Here is a 20,416-nt window from a genome sequence, read left to right as displayed (position 1 = left end):
CAGAGAATTACCTCACGCTATATAGATCGGAAGTGCCAAGCCGTTTACTAACCACGCAGGTGTCACACTGCGGCCCGTCCTTCCTGACATTCGCTGCAACTGCACAGTAAGAACGCCTGTAAGTTCAAACATTGATCCCACGTGGTTGATCCGGTTTGAAAAGGTGGATTCCATAAAATCGAGTTCTCGGGTAATACGTATTGATGGATATTGTCGTCATTACGACCATCATCACTTCTCTTTTTGTTGTAATCGGCGTGGCAGAACCACTGGCCGCCCGATTGCGCCTGCCTTACAGCGTCATCCTCGCCGTCCTGGGGATAGTGATTGGGCTTGGCGCGACATTCTTTCTCGACACTGATCTGACCGATGCGCTGAACCCGGGGGCGCAGGCGATTATTGATCTGCCGATCCGCTCTGACGTATTCCTCTATGTTTTCCTGCCAACGTTGCTCTTTCAGGCGACACTCGGCATGAACCTGCGCAGAATGCTGGACGACTGGATGCCCATCCTGATGATGGCCGTTGTGGCAGTGATTGTGGCGACACTTTCCATTGGCTATGCGCTTAGTTGGGCGAGTACGCTGCCGTTGGCCGCCTGCCTGTTGATCGGTGCTATTGTCTCGACAACCGATCCCTCGGCGGTTGTCAGCATTTTTCGATCGATCTCTGCACCGCGCAGGTTGTCGCGAATAATCGAAGGCGAAAGCCTCCTTAACGATGCTGCGGCGGTTGCTCTTTTCGGGCTATTCATGAGCTTTGTCATGCTCGGGCGCCCCGATCCATTACTAAGTGAAGCTGTGGGGCAATTCCCGCTGTTGATCGCAGGCGGTGCGCTCACCGGTTGGCTCATGGCGCGCATGGCGGTTTGGGTGATGGCTTTTGTAGACCGCTGGGAAATGGCGCAGATTTCAATTTCCATTGCGCTGCCCTACCTCGCCTATATCGTTGCGGAACAAAGCATCGGGGCTTCGGGTGTTATCGCGGTGGTTGTCACGGGTCTCACACTCAACCTTACGGGGCCTGGTCGTTTGTCACCGGCCGCTTGGACGAACCTGCAAGAAGTTTGGGATCTCTTGGCCCACTGGGCAGGAGCGCTGATCTTTATTCTAGCAGCCTTGCTGATACCACGATTACTGGAAGAGGCGCGACCGTCTGACTTCGGCCTGCTCGCAGTGGTGGTTCTTGCTGCAACATTTGCGCGAGCGGCGGTTCTGTTCGGGTTATTGCCTCTTCTCACCACAATCGGTCTGTCGCCAACTGTTGAGCGCCCCTATCGCACCGCAATATTGTGGGGTGGGTTGCGCGGCGCCGTGACGCTTGCGCTGGCACTGGCAGTCACCGAAAGCACGCATATCCCGCTCGAGACCAAGCGCCTTGTCGGCATTCTGGCCACCGGCTTTACGCTGTTTACACTGATTGTTCAGGGAACAACCTTGCGCACGGTGATCACAAAACTGGGGCTCGACAGGCTCTCCCCGCTTGATACGGCACTGTCGCGTCAGGTGGTCGCGGTCGCTTTACAATCAGTTCGCGAGGACGTGTCCCGCACCGCTGAAAACTACGACCTGACCCACGATATCGTCAGAAACGAAGCCAAACAGTTTAGCGAACGCCTCGACGAAGCTGTAAAGGCCGCCGAAGACAGCGCGCAGATCCTTGATCGTGACCGGGTCACGCTTGGCCTAATTGCGCTGGCCGGTGCGGAGCGAGACTCCGTGTTGGCCCGGATGCGAGAGCGAACCATGTCATCGGTTCTGAGTGAGAAGATTCTGTCCGACGCTGATCGGCTAATTGAAGGCGCACGGACCGGAGGGCGGATCGGTTATCAACGTGCGTCAAATCGGTCCGTCGTTTACGGCAAGTCTTTTCGGATCGCCGTGTTTTTGCACAACCGGCTTCGCATCTCGTTCCCACTCACGCGTATTACAACGGATCGGTTTGAAAGATTGCTCATGCAGCGTCTGATCCTGCGGGATCTCGATGGGTTCGTCCGTGGCCGCATACGCCGCATCCACGGCCGCCGGGTTGCGGAATTGCTTGATGATCTGTTGGCACGTCGATCCGAGGCCGTCGAAACAGCGCTTGACGGTCTGCGGCTGCAGTATCCAGGCTATGCCGAAAAGCTGGAACGGCGGTTCATCCAACGGACGGCGCTGCGGCTGGAGGAACGTGAATACGCGATCATGCGCGAGGACGGCCTGGTGGGCGAAGAACTTTATTCAGTGCTGATGCAGGAGGTGGCGGCGCGACGTGCACTATCTGAAGGGCGCCCGAAATTGGACATCGCCCTTAAAGGACGGGACCTGGTCAGACAGTTTCCACTATTCTCTGATCTCGACAAAGCTTCACTGAGGAGACTCAGCAGAGCGCTGCGAACCCGTTATGCCAACGCAGGTGATACCATCATTTCCAAAGATGAATTCGCCCGGAGTGTATTCTTTATTGCCTCTGGGGCAGTCGAAGTGGAGCTCGGCAGGCACACCACACGGTTAGGGCGTGGCGAAATGTTCGGGCAATTGGCAATGCTATTGAAACGGCCGCGTCACGTTAATGTTCGGGCGTTGGCCCCCTCGACACTGCTTATGCTTGACGAAGCACGTTTCCGACGATTGCTCCGGCGAAGTGAGGCTATGCGGAAATCTGTCAAGATGAGCGCAAGCAAGCGCAATATCGACCCTGCGGTTTTAGAACTGGATGAGCCCGCAGGATCTTCTGAACAACGGTCCAATTCTTGATAGGTCATCAACTGGAAAGAAACCGTGGCAACGATAGTGGCAATTTATGGGTGCCAATCGCGTTCGGTTTTGTAGATTGTCTGCTCCGCATCAAAGATGCTTGGGCACTCCAAACAGCCCTCATTACCCTCAACCTCTCGGGCAATCGTCCCAATTTCCGGCCTCTCAATTTAGGAGCGGCAATCAAGAAGTGCAGCTGCATGAAACCGCCGGGTCCACGATTTGCGATGTATCTCGGCCCTCACCAGTCATTTGTGCAAAACACAGCGCGTAACCGATGGCAGGCCAAAGCGGACGCGATCGGTACCGGTGTTTGACCTTCCCACACCCTGAGGGTCGGCGGGAGGCCGTTGGGGTGGATGGCTCCTGCTCCTACCGGCGTCGCGATGCGCCATAATGCAGGTGCCTAAGTCTGCTTTTGAGAGGAGCCACCCGATGCAAGTTACCACAATCGGCGTTGATCTGGCGAAGAACGTTTTCCAAGTTCACGGGATTACAGCAAGTGAGGAAGTGGTGTTCAACAAGCCCCTGCCACGGGCGCAGTTTTTGCCATTCTTTGCGAAGTTGGAGCCCTGCCTGATTGGCATGGAGTCCTGCAGCAGTGCCCATCACTGGGCGCGCGAACTTACTTCCCTGGGCCACGAGGTTCGGCTGATCCCACCGATGTCCGTGAAACCATACGTCAAGCGCGGGAAGTCTGACGCGATTGATGCCGAAGCAATCTGTGTGGCAGTGACCCGACCGACTATGCGCTTCGTGGCGATTAAGACCGTCGAGCAGCAGTCACTGCTTTCATTGCACCGGGCTCGTGACCTTCTTGTTCACCAAAGGACGCAATTGATCAATGGCTTGCGTGGTCTGGTCGCCGAGTTCGGCATCTACATCCCCAGAGGACTGGCCCGCGTGATCGGTTTTGCTGAGGATGTCACACTTGGCGAGGTTCTCGATTTGCCCGACATCGCCAAAGAAGTGATCCACAATTTGTGCGAACAACTTATGGCTTTGCATAATAGGGTCCGCTGGTACGAAGAACGCCTGAAGCAAGTGGCCAAAGAAGATGTGCGCGTCCGGTTGTTACGCACGATCCCGGGTGTCGGCGCGGTCACGGCTTCTGCGATCTTTGCTTGTTGTCGGTATGACATCTCTGGTCCGACAAACACGGTCTCACCCCGAACGTGCCAGCAAGTGACTGACATCACTGCTCGAACGCAAACCAGCCCTGTCGCAACTGTCGCCATGGCCAATAAGTCAGCTCAGATCGTCTGGGCTGTCCTAACCCGCAATGAACCTTACAGCCCAAGCGCTGCAGTCTGACTCGAAAGGAACAACGAGTTAGCAAGACCCGCGAGATGATGGTGCATAAGTCTACCGCCAATGCCAAGAGACTCCGCCGAATGGTGCGGGCATGATAGCCCGCAAAGCTGATAGGAACTTGGTTTGCGGAACTCATCAGGGCCAGCGGTCAAAACCGCGCAAACAGGCCGGACACATGACTGCTTCTGACAAAAGCACAACTCAGCTCAAAAAGTCTTGCTATGCAGGAGCCATCCACCCAAGTTATTCGCTGCGATAGCGGAACCACATTGTTCTAGCTGGCAAGCGGACATTCGATTTCGCGCCGTTGACAGAAATGAAATTGGACCTTCCAGACCCAAAGTGTGGCCCAGGTGTTAGATCCAAAGATTCGATCTGATGCGCCAAGGCAGCGCTCAAGGCAAATTCCCATGATGGCACGTAGAGAAACTGTGCAGACATTCCGCTTTACACAAAAGTAAGCTGATAAATTGGGCGAACCGACAGCCTGATGAAGAGTTTGATGACCTTGGAATTGCAGTCAATGAAGCTTGGGTTCACTTGAGACCCCATGAAACAACACCTGACTGTCGTTGTAGTTGAGCAAAACCAAGAACGCGTATTTCAGATTGTAGACGCCTTAGAGGAGTCCGGAGATGTAGACGTCTTTGTCGTAAGCGATGTTTCCGGGGTGGCACGTCAGATAGCGACGCATAGCCCGGACGTTGTGCTGATCGATATAGACAATCCCTCGCGCGATATGCTGGAAGAGTTGACCGTCGTTTCGGGCCCATTGGAACGCCCGGTGGCAATGTTTGTGTCTGGCGCGGCGGGTGGACTAGCCAAGGCCGCGGTTGAAGCTGGTATGTCTGCGTATGTCGTGGACGGGCTTCAGGCTGATCGAATCAAACCCGTCATGGATATCGCCATCACACGGTTTCAGATGCTGCGCCAGATGCGCGTGGAATTGGAAGAAACGCGACGCGCACTGGAGGAGCGCAAACTGATCGACAGGGCTAAAGGTTTGATTATGAGAGCAAAAGGCATCCAAGAGGATGAGGCCTATGCCCTGCTGCGCAAAACCGCGATGAACCAGAACCGGCGCGTGGCCGATGTCGCCGAAGCCCTTGTAACCGCCTCGGCGTTGCTCTCATGAAGACAGTAGCCCTTCCCGTGGCCTATATGCCCCTGGTCGATGCGGCACCCTTGATCGTCGCCCGTGAGATGGGGTTCGATCATGCTGAAGGTATCTCACTGGACCTCCAGCCCGCCCCTTCGTGGTCGTCCCTGCGGGACATGCTGGCCTTCGGGCATGTCGACGCAGCGCATCTTTTGTCTCCGGTTCCCGTAGCGATGGCCTTGGGCCTGGGTGGCATTGCGACGCCCCTCTCCGTGGTCTCCGTTCTCTCACTGAACGGCAATGTCATCGGTGTTGGAACCCAATTGGCGCGGCAACTGGGAGATCATGGCTACGGCTTTGACTTCATGAATGCGGCGACCGCCGGGTCAGCGTTGGCAAAGGTGGCCGGTGACGTTCTTACATTTGGAGTACCGTTTCCCTTTTCGATGCATGTCGAACTGCTGCGTTATTGGGTGGCAGGAACAGAACTCGCCTCGAAACAAGTCGAAATTCGCACGGTCCCGCCGCCACTCATGGCGCAGGCGCTGGCGGGCGGGGATATCGATGCCTTCTGCGTGGGCGAGCCCTGGGGGTCTTTCGCCGTAGACGATAACGTAGGTGCCTTGCTGCTGCCGGGCCAGGCGATCTGGACCTGCGCGCCGGAAAAGGTTTTGGCCGTCAGAAACGACTGGGCCGAAACCGAGCCCCATTTACTGGGCAGCCTCATGCGGGCGGTTTGGCGCGCAGGCCGGTGGCTGTCCAACCCGGAAAGCCGGACAACCGCATCCGAGATGCTATCGCGTAAATCCTACCTCAATGTCGCACCCGAGTTGATTGATCGCGCGCTTTTGGGCGAATTCACGATTTCCGCGCGCGGGGAACAGCGCCATGTGAACGGTTTTGTCGAGTTCTTTGACGGTGCGGCCACCTTTCCATGGCGCAGCCAGGCGAAATGGGTCGCGCATCAGTTGGCGAAACGAAACGGGCTGGACCCGGCGACAGCGGAACGTCAGGCGGCCAAGGTCTTTCGCAGCGACCTGTATCGCCGCGAATTGCAGGGATTGAGTGTTGAGACACCCGGCGCCTCGGAAAAACTGGAAGGGGCGATACCCGAGTCGACGGCTGTGGCCTCGGCGCCCGGCAGTCTGATTCTTCCTCGAAACGTGTTTTTCGACCGGCGCATTTTCGAGCCGACCGGGTAAGTTTGCACAAAATTTTTGCAGCGCAGCATTAAATCTCGCTGCATTGCAGAATTTTCGACGCCGAAATGTCAAAAACTGCTGACGCCTCGACATGCAACTGGCCTAATCAACTCATCGGCGGGCAACGAGGCCCACTGACGGAATTCGCCCGAAACTCTGGGCACCCAACAAGAGCAAAGCCGCTCGACCAACCGCCAACTCCTCCCGGCGGTTTGTGTCGGCGGCTTTTTTGTTTGCCCAAGGGGTTGGGCTGAACCGAAAGGGATCGAGATGAAAAAGCTACTTCTGAGCCTCGCGGCAACGACAGCGCTTGTGTCTCCGGCATTGGCCGAGCTGGAGCTTGAAAAGGACGAACTGACCTTTGGCTTTATCAAATTGACGGATATGGCGCCACTGGCTGTGGCCTATGAGCAAGGGTACTTTCTGGACGAAGGATTGTTCGTCACGCTTGAGGCTCAGGCCAACTGGAAGGTGCTTCTGGACGGCGTAATCGACGGGCAGCTGGACGGGGCACATATGTTGGCCGGACAACCTTTGGCCGCAACGATCGGTTACGGGACCGAGGCGCATATCATCACGCCTTTTTCGATGGACCTGAACGGCAACGGCATCACTGTTTCAAATGAAATCTGGGAAGAGATGAAGCCGAATATTCCGGTGATGGAGGACGGTCGTCCGCAACACCCGATCAGCGCCGAAGCACTGGCTCCGGTCGTCGAGAAATACAAGTCCGAGGGCAAGCCCTTCAACATGGGCATGGTCTTCCCTGTCTCCACGCACAATTACGAACTGCGCTACTGGCTGGCTGCTGGTGGTCTGCACCCAGGCTTTTACAGCCCCGAAAACGTCACCGGTCAGATCGGTGCGGATGTGTTCCTGTCCGTGACCCCTCCTCCGCAGATGCCTGCGACCTTGGAGGCGGGCACGATCTATGGCTACTGCGTGGGCGAGCCATGGAACCAACAGGCCGTATTCAAGGGCATAGGCGTTCCGGTAATCACTGACTATGAGCTGTGGAAGAACAACCCCGAAAAAGTCTTTGGCATCAACGCCGAGTTCGCCGAGAAATATCCGAACACCACGCTGGCCGTGACCAAAGCCTTGATCCGCGCCGCGATGTGGCTGGACGAGAACGACAATGCCAACCGACCCGAGGCGGTCGAAATCCTCAGCCGCCCGGAATACGTGGGCGCGGATTACGACGTCATCGCCAATTCGATGACCGGCACTTTTGAATACGAAAAGGGTGACAAGCGCGACGTCCCGGATTTCAATGTATTCTTCCGCTACAACGCGACTTACCCGTTCTACTCGGACGCCGTCTGGTACCTGACCCAGATGCGCCGCTGGGGTCAGATCGCCGATGCGAAACCGGACAGCTGGTATGACGAGGTCGCCAAGTCCGTCTACAAGCCCGAGATCTATCTGGAAGCCGCGCGCCTGCTGGTCGACGAAGGCTTGGCGAACGAAGCCGACTTCCCCTGGGACAGCGACGGTTACAAAGCTCCGACCCCGGCCGAGGATATCATCGACGGTATCGCCTATGACGGTCGCGCCCCCAACGCCTATCTCGAAAGCCTGTCCATCGGTCTGAAAGGCGATCAGAAGATCGTCGGCTCAGACGTGCAAGGCTAATCCCGCACAGCCGCGCCCGGCTTGAACCCGGCGTGGCCCCCACCAGTGCCCCGCCATCGCAAGGACACATCAAATGACAACGGTCGATCCAGAATTCAACGCAGACACCGCCCGAGAGGCACGTCGCGCCCGCCTTTTCACCCGCATCAGTGCTGCCGACAAATGGTTCCAAGTTTTGGGCCTCAGCTGGGCGACCCCGGTCCTGAAGGCCGCCGCCGGAGACAACCCGCGCGCCCAGATCATTGAGATCTGGCGGCTGCTGATTGTTCCCATTCTTTCGATCTGCGCCTTTCTGCTGTTGTGGGCGACTTTGGCCCCAAAAGTGCAGACCTCGCTGGGTGCAGTCCCCGGACCGGCTCAGGTCTGGGCGGAAATGGTCAACCTGAACGAAGACGCGCAAGCCAAGGCTGCGAAACGCGCCAAGTTCGAGGCGATGGTCGAGGAACGGAACCAAAAGCTGCTCGACGCAGGTCGCGCGGATGAGGTAAAGCAGGTCGCATACACGGGTGCACCGTCATACTACCAACAAATATGGACCTCAATCAAAACGGTGTTCTTCGGCTTTCTGATCGCCACAGTCGTTGCCGTGCCGCTTGGGATCGCCGCCGGCTTGTCACCAACGGCAAATGCCGCGTTGAACCCGCTGATTCAGATTTTCAAACCAGTCTCGCCGCTGGCCTGGCTGCCGATCGTGACCATGATTGTCTCGGCCGTTTACGTGACCAATGACGGCTGGTTCGCCAAGTCTTTCCTGATCTCGTCCATTACCGTGACCCTGTGTTCGCTTTGGCCGACGCTTATCAACACGTCGCTGGGTGTGGCGTCCATCGACAAGGATCTGGTGAACGTCTCCAAGGTCTTGAAAATGAACACTTACACCAAGATCACCAAACTGGTACTACCTTCAGCTCTGCCGTTGATATTCACCGGCCTGCGCCTCAGCTTGGGCGTTGGTTGGATGGTTCTGATCGCAGCCGAGATGCTGGCGCAGAACCCCGGACTAGGCAAATTTGTCTGGGATGAGTTCCAGAACGGTTCATCCAGTTCTCTGGCCAAGATCATGGTTGCGGTCTTCACCATCGGCATCATTGGCTTCCTGCTGGATCGCGTGATGTACGCGCTGCAATCCCTCTTTACCTTCACGAACAACCGGTGAGCGCAATGAGCATTATGAGCTTCAAAAACGCCTCTAAGTCCTTCGGTGAAGGCGCCGAGCGCACGGATGTGCTGAAGGGTATCGATCTAGACGTGCAAAAGGGCGAGTTTCTGGTGATCCTAGGCTTTTCGGGCACCGGAAAGACCACCCTGATTAACCTGATGGCGGGGCTGGACACCCCAACCGGTGGAGAGGTCACGTTCAAAGGCGCCCCGATCAAAGGGCCGGGCCCGGAACGGGGCGTGATTTTCCAGAACTACTCTCTGATGCCGTGGCTGACGGTTAGCGGCAATGTTGGACTAGCGGTTGATACGGTTTTCCCCGGCCTTAGTAAGGCCGAGAAGGCGGAAAAGGTCGCGCATTACGTACAGATGGTGGGCCTCAGCCATGCCGCGACACGCCGCCCGGCCGAACTATCCGGCGGGATGCGTCAGCGGGTTAATGTGGCGAGGGCTCTGTCGATGAACCCTGAGGTATTGCTGCTGGATGAGCCTCTGTCCGCACTCGACGCTTTGACCCGCGCCAATCTGGCGGATGAGATCGAACACATCTGGGAGGCTGACAAGAAGACCTGCGTGCTGATCACCAATGATGTGGACGAGGCAATAATTCTGGCCGACCGCATCATTGCTCTGAACCCGGATGGGACGCTCGGACACGAGTTCCGTGTAACGATCCCGCGACCGCGCGACCGGGGTGCCATGAATAACGACGAGACGTTCAAAAACCTGCGCGCGGACGTAACTAAGTACCTGATGGATGTAGGTATCGAAGCCAAGGTCGAAGGCTCGCGCATTCTGCCCGATGTCACGCCGATTCATGGCGTACCCACGGCAGTAATCGACGCGCAAAAGGGGATGATCGAGAACCGTTTCCTCGACTTCTCGCAACTTCACAAAGTTTACCCCACGCCCAAAGGCCCGCTGACCGTGGTCGAGGATTTCGATCTCAAGATCGACAAGGGCGAGTTCATCTCGCTGATCGGGCATTCCGGATGTGGCAAGTCCACGGTTCTGACCATGGCCGCCGGGTTGAACGAAATCTCGAAAGGCGCGATCAAACTGGATGGCCGCCATGTCGAAGGCGCTGACCCTGAACGCGCGGTGGTGTTCCAATCGCCGAACCTGTTCCCATGGCTGACCGCAAATGAGAATGTCGCAATTGGAGTCGACAAGGTTTATCCCAAGGCCAGCATGGCCGAACGGCAGGATGTCGTTGAATACTATCTGGAACGCGTTGGCCTGTCCGATGCGATGGATAAATCAGCGTCCGATCTGTCGAACGGCATGAAGCAACGCGTCGGTATCGCTCGCGCCTTTGCCTTGTCTCCTAAACTGCTGTTGTTGGATGAACCCTTCGGGATGCTGGACAGCCTGACGCGCTGGGAATTGCAGGAAGTGCTGATGGAGGTCTGGTCCCGCACCAAGGTCACTGCGATCTGCGTAACCCATGACGTGGACGAGGCGATCCTACTGGCCGACCGCGTTGTGATGATGACCAACGGCCCACAGGCAACCATCGGCAAGATCACCAAGGTCGACCTGCCGCGCCCGCGCACCCGCAAGGCTCTGCTGGAACATCCGGATTACTACGCCTACCGGCAGGAAGTCCACGATTTCCTTGAAGAATACGAACACGGCGCCAAACCAAAATCGCCCGCCCCCAAGGCGATTGCAGCGGAGTGAAATCATGAAGCAAAGACTTGTTGTCATCGGCGCAGGGATGGCCTCGGGCCGGGTGTTGGAACACCTGACCGACGCCGCTCCGGATGCGTTCGACATCACCCTTTTCAACGCCGAACCGCGCGGGAACTACAACCGTATCATGCTCAGCCCGGTTCTGTCCGGTGAGAAGACCTATCAAGAGATCGTCACCCATGATGCCGCCTGGTATGCCGAGCGCAGCATCGCATGCCGTTTCGGCGAGAAGGTCGAAAAGATCGACCGCGAAATGAAGGTGGTCGAAGGCGCGAACGGGCATGTACCCTACGACAAGCTGGTGATCGCGACAGGGTCAAACCCGTTCATTATCCCCCTGCCCGGTCATGATCTGGATGGCGTGATCGCCTATCGCGATCTGGAAGACACACAGCAGATGATGGGCATGGGCCCGGACAACAAAGTCGTCGTGATTGGCGGTGGGCTGCTGGGGCTTGAGGCCGCAGCGGGCATGGCCGCACACGGCGTTGACGTCACCGTGGTGCATATCATAGGTCACCTGATGGAACGGCAACTGGACGAAGCCGCCGGGTACCTACTGAAGAAGTCGCTTGAGGACAAAGGCATAAAGATTTGCCTGCAGGCGAACTCCAAGGAAGTTCTCGGACACGACGGCAAGATTCGCGCGCTGCTGCTGGATGACGGGACGGAATTGCCCTGTGATCTGCTGGTGATGGCCGTGGGTATCCGTCCCAATACGGCGTTGGCTCAAAAGGCGGGGCTGGCCACCGGACGCGGTGTCCATGTGGATGACCAGATGCTGACGTCGGACCCGGATGTCTATGCCGTGGGTGAATGCGTGGAGCATGACGGAGAGGTCTTTGGCCTTGTCGCGCCGCTTTACGATCAAGCGAAGGTGGCGGCGCAAGCGCTGTTGGAAGAGGAAGCTGCGTTTGCTCAGAAAACCCTCTCGACCAAACTGAAAGTCACCGGCTGCGACCTGTTCAGCGCGGGCGACTTCGCTGATGCGCCGGGGCGCGAGGATATCGTGTTCCGCGACCCCTCGCGCGGCGTCTACAAGCGCCTTGTCATTGAAGAAGATCGCCTGATTGGCGCTGTCATGTACGGCGACACCGCAGATGGCAGTTGGTTCTTCGGCCTGATTAAGGACGGCACCAATATCGACGAAATGCGCGAGACGCTGATTTTCGGCCCGGCATATCAGGGGGGCGACACCGCGGACCCTCTCTCAGCCGTTGCAGCATTGCCGCCTGAGGCGGAGATTTGCGGCTGCAACGGCGTATGCAAAGGTGACATTGTTGAGGCGATCAACGCTGGCGCCAACGATCTGGGCGCTGTTCGTGCCAGCACCAAAGCCAGCGCCTCCTGCGCGACATGCACCGGGCTTGTCGAACAGGTGCTGCAAGCCACTCTGGGCGACGCGTTCCAGATGCCAACCGCACAACCTATCTGCGGATGTACCGACCTGACGCATGAAGATGTGCGCCGTCTGATCCAGGGGCAAGAGCTGAAAAGCCAGGCCGCCGTCTGGCAGGAACTGGGCTGGAAAACGCCCAACGGTTGCCATGTCTGCCGCCCGGCGATCAACTATTACCTACTGGCCGATTGGCCGCTTGAGTATCAGGACGACCCACAAAGCCGGTTGGTGAACGAACGCAAGCACGCCAATATTCAGAAAGACGGCACGTTCAGCGTTGTGCCGCGTATGTGGGGCGGGATCACCACGCCTCAGGAGCTGCGTGCCATTGCGGATGCTGCTGACAAGTACGACGTGCCGACCGTCAAGGTCACCGGTGGTCAGCGGATCGATCTGCTGGGAGTGAAGGGTGAGGACCTACCCGCGATCTGGTCGGATCTTAACAATGCTGGGCTGGTCTCTGGTCATGCCTATTCGAAGGGGTTGAGGACGGTCAAAACCTGTGTCGGCACCGATCACTGCCGGTTCGGGACTCAGGACAGCACCGGTCTTGGGGTCAAGCTTGAGAAAATCCTGTGGGGGTCCTGGACGCCCCATAAACTAAAGCTGGCCGTATCCGGTTGCCCCCGCAACTGTGCCGAGGCGACTTGTAAGGATATCGGCGTCGTTTGTGTGGACTCCGGTTACCAGATCAGCATCGGCGGGGCCGCCGGTATGGATGTGAAAGAGACCGAGCTTCTTTGCCAGGTACCATCCGAAATCGAAGCTATTGAGGTCGTGATGGCCGTCACGCAAGCCTATCGCGAAAGCGGCAAGTATCTGGATCGGCTGTACAAATGGCTGGGAAAGGTCGGCATGGATTGGGTCAAGACTCAGGTCGTGGACGATCTTGAGAACCGTGCCGCACTGGTTGAACGGTTCGAACTGTCCCAAAGCATCTACCGCAAGGACCCCTGGGCTGAGCACGTGCGGGACAAGGCGCAGACCTATGCGCCAATTGCCGATTTCACCTTGGAGGCCGCGGAATGAGCTGGATCGACATCGGACATATCGACGAGGTGCCTCTTCGCGGTGCGCGTTTGGTGAAAACACATATCGGTTGCATCGCGGTCTTTCGCACAGCCGAGGCCGAGGTGTTTGCGGCCACCAATAGCTGCCCTCACAGGGGCGGGCCGCTGTCCGAAGGCATCGTGCATGGGCAATCAGTGACCTGCCCCCTGCACAATTGGGTCTTTGATCTGAACACAGGCGAAGCGCAGGGGGCAGACGACGGACGGATCACCACCTATCCTGTACGTCTGGAAGGTGGCCGTATCCTGCTGGACGACAGCGCTGTGGCCCAGCGGAGTGCAGCCTGATGGACGGAACCGGCCTGCCCGAGGTGCGATCGACCTGCGCATATTGCGGTGTCGGCTGCGGTGTCCTGCTGCGTCCAGATGGCGCCGGAGGATTGTCGGTTCGGGGCGACCCGGACCATCCTGCGAACTACGGGCGTTTGTGCTCCAAAGGTATGGCCTTAGGCGAAACAGTGGGGCTGGATCACCGTTTGCTGACCCCAAGAGCATTCGGCAAGGACGTTCAGTGGGATGAAGCTCTGCAATTGGTCGCGGACCGGTTTTCGTCCACCATCGAAGCGTACGGACCGGACAGTATTGGGTTTTATGTCTCCGGGCAGTTGTTGACCGAAGATTATTACGTCGCCAACAAACTGATGAAGGGCTTCATAGGTTCAGCCAATATCGACACCAATTCAAGGCTTTGCATGGCCTCAACCGTGGCGGGGCATAAACGTGCTTTCGGGACCGATACCGTTCCAGGGACCTATGAGGATCTGGATCAGGCCGATCTTGTGGTTCTGGTGGGCTCGAACCTCGCGTGGTGTCATCCGGTGCTCTATCAACGAGTGCTCGCGGCGCGGCAGGCGCGTGGAACGAAGATTGTTGTTATCGACCCGCGTCGAACGGCAAGTTGTGATCAGGCGGATCTCCATCTGGCGCTGAAGCCGGGTAGCGATGTCTCCTTGTTCAACCAATTGCTGAACAGAATTCACGCGGGCGGGCATTTCGATCGGACATTTCTAGATCGAACAGTCGGCTTCGCAGATGCCATAAGCACGGCAGAGCAGGACGATCCATCAGTAACTGGACTAAGTCGACATGAGATTGAGAAGTTCTGCGAACTCTGGATCAAAACCGAGCGTGTCGTAACGATCTTCAGCCAGGGCGTGAACCAGTCCTCCAGCGGAACAGACAAGGTTAATGCGATCCTGAATTGTCATCTGGCAACAGGCCGGATTGGGCGCGAGGGAATGGGTCCGTTTTCGGTCACCGGACAACCCAATGCCATGGGCGGTCGAGAGGTCGGCGGGCTGGCCAACACGCTGGCGTGCCATTTAGACATCGAAAATGAAGATCATCGCTTAGCGGTACAAAAATTCTGGAATGCACCATCCATGCCTCTAAAGCAGGGACTGAAAGCGGTCGACCTGTTTCGCGCCGTCGAGGACGGTCAGATCAAAGCCCTTTGGATCATTCACACCAACCCGGCAGTCACAATGCCCGACGCTGATCGCGTGAAGGATGCGATAACGCGCTGCCCATTCACAGTTGTTAGCGATCTGACAGCCAACACGGATACCGCGCGCCTCGCGGATGTGCTGTTACCAGCGGCGGGCTGGGCCGAAAAAAGCGGAACCGTAACCAATTCAGACCGCACGATCAGCAGACAACGTGCCGTTCTCGCACCTCCGGCGCAGGCGCGCGCGGATTGGGAAATCCTGGCCGAGGTGGGTCGCCGCATGGGTTGGACAGAAGCTTTCAGCTATGAGACGCCCGCGCAGATTTTTCGGGAATACGCGAATATGACATCGCTTGCCGTGTCATTTGGCAAGGACTTTGATATTATGGACTTTTCGGACATTGATGACGAAGAATATGAAACGCTAAGTCCAACACGGTGGCCAAGGATATCGCGCAAACCAGACGGCCGTTTCTTCGGCGATGGACATTTTTTTCATCCTGATGGCAAGGCGCGTTTTATTCCTGTCACCCATCGGCCACCAAAGACAACGACTTCTGCACAATATCCATTCTTATTGAATACGGGGCGAAATCGCGATCAATGGCACACTATGACCCGGTCTGGTTTGTCGCCTCGTTTATCAGCCCATCTTCCCGAACCACACTTAGAGGTTAACCCTGACGACGCTGGTCGATTGGGCCTCAGTACCGCTGATTTAGTCGAAATTACAAGCTCAGTTGGAAGCGGCATTTATCGCCTTCGTATCTCGGAATCTATCGCGCCAGGTCAAGTGTTTGCGCCTATCCATTGGACAGATGAAACCGCCCCATCCGCCCGTGTGGATGCACTTGTTCCAAGTGTGACTGATCCGATTTCAGGACAACCAGAAAGTAAATCAACAGCTGTGTCCGTACGGCGAATGAATGCCGCATGGTACGGTTTTGCCGTCTCAGTTGCTGCCGCGTCGCCCAACGCAGACTATCGGGCGACCGCCAGAACCGCCAACGGCTACAGGTTGGAGTTGGCCGGAAAACAGGTCATCGATGATTGGGAAAGTACCGCCCGAGAATGGTTTGGACTACACAAAGCCGTGGCCACCTCTGTAGAAGACGCAAAGAGCGGGTCTTTCAGGATTGCGCTGTCAGAAGGGCAGCGCATATTGGCGGTGCTCTTCGTATCCCGAAAGCCTGTCACACTGATGCGAGACTACTTGGCAACCTTGCCCGAGGTCGCGCTCCAACAGATTTTATCCGGTCGTTCATCTGTTGCTTCAGAAGATTGTGGACCAATTGTCTGTTCATGTTTCGGAGTCGGGCTTAGAACCATCATCCGCGCTATTAACGACAAGAGTTTGATCAGTGTGGATGATATCGGAGACGCTCTTCAGGCTGGAACGAACTGTGGTTCATGTCGGTCAGAGATAGCTGATTTGATCAATGAGCATTCGAAACCTTTGAAGAGACTTGAAAACTGCCCTCAGCAATAACTCAGGTAGTCTTATAGTTCTTGCTGAAAGTCGAGTTTTTGCTTTGATCGGCATTCATTGCAAGATTAGATTCTTTTCGCTCCATGTTTGAGATCCGTACACCGCTTATTCGCGTTACCGCCGCCGCACTTAGGGTCCATTCGCTGCGCTGACAGGCCATGGTTGGTGGGATATTACTCTTTCAATTGAAAGTGATCCCGGCTGGCAAAATGCCAGCCGGAGCCACGCAGATCCAAGAAGGGGAGAGGAGCTTGATTCCGCGCATATTGTGACACCCGAACTCATACGCCCAAAACTTCCGGCGGCATCCCGGCGTTCAGGTGGGTTTGGGCGCAAAGCCCAGTCTTTCTTGTGCCGCCTGAATTGTCGTTTTGTCTTTCAACGCCTGTTTGGCGATCCTGGCCGCCGCGTCGTATCCTAGAATCGGTGCCAGCGCAGTGGCCGAGACAAGACTGTTCGCCAGCAGATCTCGGCAGCGTTCCTCGTCGGCTTCGATGCCACGGACGCAACGTTCTGTCAGCGTATTCATTGAACGGCGCAGGATGCGAATGGAGTCAAGTAGCCGGAAAGTGACGATTGGTTCCATCGCGTTGAGCTGCAATTGACCGGATTCAGCGGCCATGGTGATGGTCAGATCGTTGCCGATAACCTGATAGGCGACCTGATTGACAACTTCGGGGATCACCGGGTTGACCTTGCCGGGCATGATCGAACTGCCCGCCTGCACTGGTGGCAAGCGAATTTCACCGAAACCGGCGCGCGGTCCGCTGGACAGCAACCTCAAATCGTTGCAAATTTTCGATATCTTGACTGCAACGCGTTTCAGGACACCGGAAAACATCACCAAACCACCCAAATCCGAAGAAGCTTCGATCAAGTCCTTGGCGGGCGTGAACGGGATTCCAGTCACTTCTGACAGGTGAGTTACCACAAGCTTCGCAAAACCCGCGGGAGCGTTTGCGCCCGTGCCAATTGCCGTGCCGCCCAGGTTTACCTCGGTCAGCAGCGCGGAAATCTGTCGGATGCGATCGATATCTTCTTCAACCGTATTGGCGAACGAGGCGAACTCTTGTCCCAAGGTCATGGGGACGGCGTCCTGCAACTGCGTCCGGCCAACCTTTTGGATATCCCTAAATGCCTGCGCGCGATCCCGAAACGCATCAACGAGCTCCTGCTGCGCCACGATCAACGGGTCGATCATACGCAGGACCGCGAGCCGGATCGCCGTCGGATACACGTCATTTGTGGATTGCGAGCGATTAACGTCATCATTCGGATGCAGGTACATATAGTCGCCGGGCTCGTGACCAAGTTTTTGCAAACCAAGATTTGCAATCACTTCGTTCGCGTTCATGTTGGTCGACGTTCCGGCCCCGCCCTGGATCATGTCAACAATGAAGTGTTCATGGTGCTGCCCGTCCAGGATTTCGTCGCATACATCCTCGATGACGCGCACCTTATCGGCATCCAGAACACCGGCTTCCAGATTTGCCCGTGCGGCGGCCTTTTTGACAAAAGCCAGCGCTTCGACAAGTCGCGGGAAATGATTGAGCGGGACGTCGGAAATCGGGAAGTTCTCCACCGCGCGGGCAGTCTGTATTCCGTAAAGCGCGTCAGCAGGCAGACTGATGCTGCCAAGGGAGTCTATTTCAGCTCGATTTATCATATTTCATATCCGAAAATGAGTTGCGGTGCCCTGAAGGCAGGGCACCGAATTGGTTTATTTGAAGCTGTAGATCGGGCTGGTCCATGCCACATGGCCATCTTCCAACACGACGCGCGCAAAGATGGCACTGTCACCTTTGCCTGGGATCGAAACTTCGCGGCGGACAGCCATCTGCGTCTCGGTCAGTTCTTCCGGCATGCGTTGCACCAGAAGGGTCTTGTCGATCCCACCACATGCAACCTCAGTGCCTTCAAGGCCGATATCCGACAGCGCAATTTCAAGATCACCCTGATTTGTCTTGATCACCAGCTTGGAGTCGGCTCCGGCGTCTTCGACCCACAGGTCAACCGATTGCGCCCCACCGGTGGTGACGCTGACCCATTCGACGCGGGTATCGGAAACCTGCGCTGGCTGGCGGTCGGGGTTGTAGAAGTTGATCGGTCGGATGCGGCGGATCTTGCCACCTTCCAGATCGGCGGACGCGGTCCATTTGACCAGACGTTGACGGCCGCGCGTTTCCTGACCCTTACAGGTTACCCGGTACCGGGCACCCAGATCGGCCTCGCCGTAGGGACGCAACCGGTCGATCATTTCCAATCCGTCAAACAGCTCAACCTTTTCAATCGGCACCTGAGCCGAGACCTCGAGATTGAAAGTTGCCTTGTCCTGATCGGTCTGGACGATGTCGCCCATGATCGCTGTGGTGGATTCTTCGAACTCGGTGTTGTCCAGAGTGGGATTGCGAACGAAAACCCGAGCTGGGCTGTCATATTCCATCTCGGCGGACATATACAGGCGGCAGCCGGTGGTCGCATAGTGGTGTCGGCGACGGAACTCCTCGAACAGCGCGTCCCGAGTCAATTCCGGCAAAAGATGGCAGGTCAAACCACCATAAGAGCCGAATTTGGCATCCCCCGGATAAGACGCTCCGGGGCGCCCCTTGTGACCATCCGAACCGGCCACGATACCAATGCGATACCCCATCTTGAGTGCGTCCTGCGCGATCCAGTCAAACGTGCCCCAGCTGGAATGCACCTCGACCGACGGCTCGACACTGGCGTCATGCGCGTAGGTTACATCGGCAAAACGACCACCTACGTGCGGCACAACCAGAACGTCTTCGCCGCGCAACGCCTCGAACAGCTCGGTCACATCGTGACAATCACTTTCAGGACGGGTTTTGTCCCGAACGATGGCCCGTGACGAGCGATAGATCGGACGGCCTTCGTTTCGGTACCAGATGTTGTGATCGCCACCCAGACCGGTGTTGCCGGACCATTCGTAACCGGGCAGCGCCAGGAACTTGCCCTCTTCGTTGAATTCGGCGGTCAGGCTGTTGATCTCATCCCAGAAGTTGTCGGAAATCTGGAAATCGTTGCCCTGATGGCCGGTGATGTCCACGAACGAACGGTGTTTGGCAAAGAAGAAGTAATCGCGCGCCGAACCCGAACCGATGGTTTCACCCGATTGGCCGTGCATGTCGGACCAGTAGTGGCCGAAACCGGTAGACGCACTGATGCGCATCGGGTTGGAATGCGCCACGACTTCACCATTGATCAATGCATCAACGGTATAGTCACCTTCGGCATCCGCCGTCAGATCATCCAGCACGACGGAGAATTCGCCAGCCTTGAACGCAACGGTTTCCGGCAGGCCATTGATCGGCTTGTTCGGGCGCAGCGTGATCTCGCCTTCGAACTTGTCCGACGGGTTGCCCCAGTTGTCCTCTGGCTTGACCACGAAACGGAACGGCTGGCCTGCTTTGCGCAGGGTCGGCAGGATCGCTTTCCACAGCTTGGGCGCGCCGGGGACGATCTTGATGAAGGGCTGCGCGTCATCTTCCAGCGGAGTGTAGTCGACGGTTGCAAAGGCATCGACCGTGATCCGGAACTGATGTTCTGCCTCGATATGGGTCTGGGTACGAACGCCGGGCGAACCCTGACGCTGGTCACCGATGCGAAAAATGATCTGGTCGCCGGGCTTCAGGAACTGCTTGCACAGAACGGTGATGCATAGGCCCCAGGGGCGCAGGTTGCGCTTATAGCTGAACTCGGCTTCGAACGGTGCCCCGTTCGACGTTTCGATGGTCAGATAGCCTGGCGCTTTGGGGTCATCCATCTGCAGAGGCGTCATGTCCGAGTGGGTCCGAAAGGCCACTTTCAAACCGCCCTGATCGTCGATACCGAATTTACCAGCGGTGTAAGTCAGGGTGTAGCTCTGCCACGAGCCCGCTTCGATCGGACCGGCAGGCGACAGCTCGGCGCTGCCCATGAGATCGGGACGATAGTCATGATTTGGCATGGTCGAATTCCTTGTTTTAAGGACGCGGCTACCCGGCACGCTCGCGGGTACGGCGCAGATGATAGTTAGGGTTTGATTGGCCCGCCTTTATCTGCGGGCCTTGGGGGAAGTTTTCAGGCGTCTTTCAACGACGCTTCTTTGGCCTGTTTGCTTAGCGACCTGGCCCGTGCGAACACGGCGATTACACCCAGCAGGAGGAAGCC

At 57.0% G+C, this 20,416-nt stretch carries 11 protein-coding genes and 1 pseudogene; 10 read left to right on the top strand and 2 right to left on the bottom strand.

Annotated elements, in window-relative coordinates; all coding sequences use genetic code 11:
- The first annotated feature begins 203 nt into the window (after nucleotides 1-203).
- From MHN28_RS09195 to MHN28_RS09150, 10 genes and pseudogenes are all read left to right on the top strand, one after another.
- Nucleotides 204-2,738, top strand: coding sequence for a cation:proton antiporter (locus MHN28_RS09195; protein WP_239338235.1), 2,535 nt, complete (start codon nucleotides 204-206; stop codon nucleotides 2,736-2,738).
- A 435-nt stretch (nucleotides 2,739-3,173) separates the two neighbouring features.
- A pseudogene (locus MHN28_RS09190) lies at nucleotides 3,174-4,052 on the top strand (IS110 family transposase).
- A 550-nt stretch (nucleotides 4,053-4,602) separates the two neighbouring features.
- Nucleotides 4,603-5,187, top strand: coding sequence for an ANTAR domain-containing response regulator (locus MHN28_RS09185; RefSeq protein ID WP_239338233.1), 585 nt, complete (start codon nucleotides 4,603-4,605; stop codon nucleotides 5,185-5,187).
- Nucleotides 5,184-6,353, top strand: a complete 1,170-nt coding sequence (locus MHN28_RS09180; protein WP_239338231.1) for a CmpA/NrtA family ABC transporter substrate-binding protein — start codon at nucleotides 5,184-5,186, stop codon at nucleotides 6,351-6,353. The genes MHN28_RS09185 and MHN28_RS09180 overlap by 4 nt, the downstream gene beginning before the upstream one ends.
- 270 nt (nucleotides 6,354-6,623) lie before the next feature.
- Complete coding sequence (locus tag MHN28_RS09175; protein ID WP_239338229.1) at nucleotides 6,624-7,988, top strand: CmpA/NrtA family ABC transporter substrate-binding protein; 1,365 nt, start codon at nucleotides 6,624-6,626, stop codon at nucleotides 7,986-7,988.
- Nucleotides 7,989-8,061: 73 nt separating this feature from the next.
- Nucleotides 8,062-9,144, top strand: a complete 1,083-nt coding sequence (locus tag MHN28_RS09170; protein WP_239338227.1) for an ABC transporter permease — start codon at nucleotides 8,062-8,064, stop codon at nucleotides 9,142-9,144.
- A gap of 5 nt (nucleotides 9,145-9,149) precedes the next feature.
- Nucleotides 9,150-10,829, top strand: coding sequence for an ABC transporter ATP-binding protein (locus MHN28_RS09165; RefSeq protein ID WP_239338225.1), 1,680 nt, complete (start codon nucleotides 9,150-9,152; stop codon nucleotides 10,827-10,829).
- A 4-nt stretch (nucleotides 10,830-10,833) separates the two neighbouring features.
- Nucleotides 10,834-13,269 carry a nitrite reductase large subunit NirB gene (gene nirB, locus MHN28_RS09160; protein WP_239338223.1) on the top strand — a complete coding sequence of 812 codons (2,436 nt, stop codon included), beginning with the start codon at nucleotides 10,834-10,836 and terminating at the stop codon, nucleotides 13,267-13,269.
- Complete coding sequence (gene nirD / locus MHN28_RS09155) at nucleotides 13,266-13,598, top strand: nitrite reductase small subunit NirD (RefSeq protein WP_239338221.1); 333 nt, start codon at nucleotides 13,266-13,268, stop codon at nucleotides 13,596-13,598. Before nirB ends, nirD begins: the two co-directional genes overlap by 4 nt.
- The gene (locus MHN28_RS09150) at nucleotides 13,598-16,246 is read left to right on the top strand and encodes a nitrate reductase (RefSeq protein ID WP_239338218.1); all 2,649 of its coding nucleotides are present in this window, start codon (nucleotides 13,598-13,600) and stop codon (nucleotides 16,244-16,246) included. Before nirD ends, MHN28_RS09150 begins: the two co-directional genes overlap by 1 nt.
- Nucleotides 16,247-16,562: 316 nt before the next feature.
- Here MHN28_RS09150 and MHN28_RS09145 read toward each other — a convergent pair whose 3' ends face one another.
- Nucleotides 16,563-17,912, bottom strand: a complete 1,350-nt coding sequence (locus tag MHN28_RS09145; protein WP_239338215.1) for an aspartate ammonia-lyase — start codon at nucleotides 17,910-17,912, stop codon at nucleotides 16,563-16,565.
- A 54-nt stretch (nucleotides 17,913-17,966) separates the two neighbouring features.
- Nucleotides 17,967-20,213: a DUF3604 domain-containing protein gene (locus tag MHN28_RS09140; RefSeq protein ID WP_239338212.1), complete on the bottom strand. Its 2,247-nt coding sequence runs from the start codon at nucleotides 20,211-20,213 to the stop codon at nucleotides 17,967-17,969.
- Nucleotides 20,214-20,416: the final 203 nt, after the last annotated feature.

The sequence above is a fragment of the Ruegeria sp. Ofav3-42 genome, assembly GCF_022347725.1.
Lineage (GTDB): Bacteria > Pseudomonadota > Alphaproteobacteria > Rhodobacterales > Rhodobacteraceae > Ruegeria.
The sequence above is the reverse complement of the archived record's forward strand: the minus strand, read 5'-3'. Positions and strand labels throughout refer to the sequence as shown.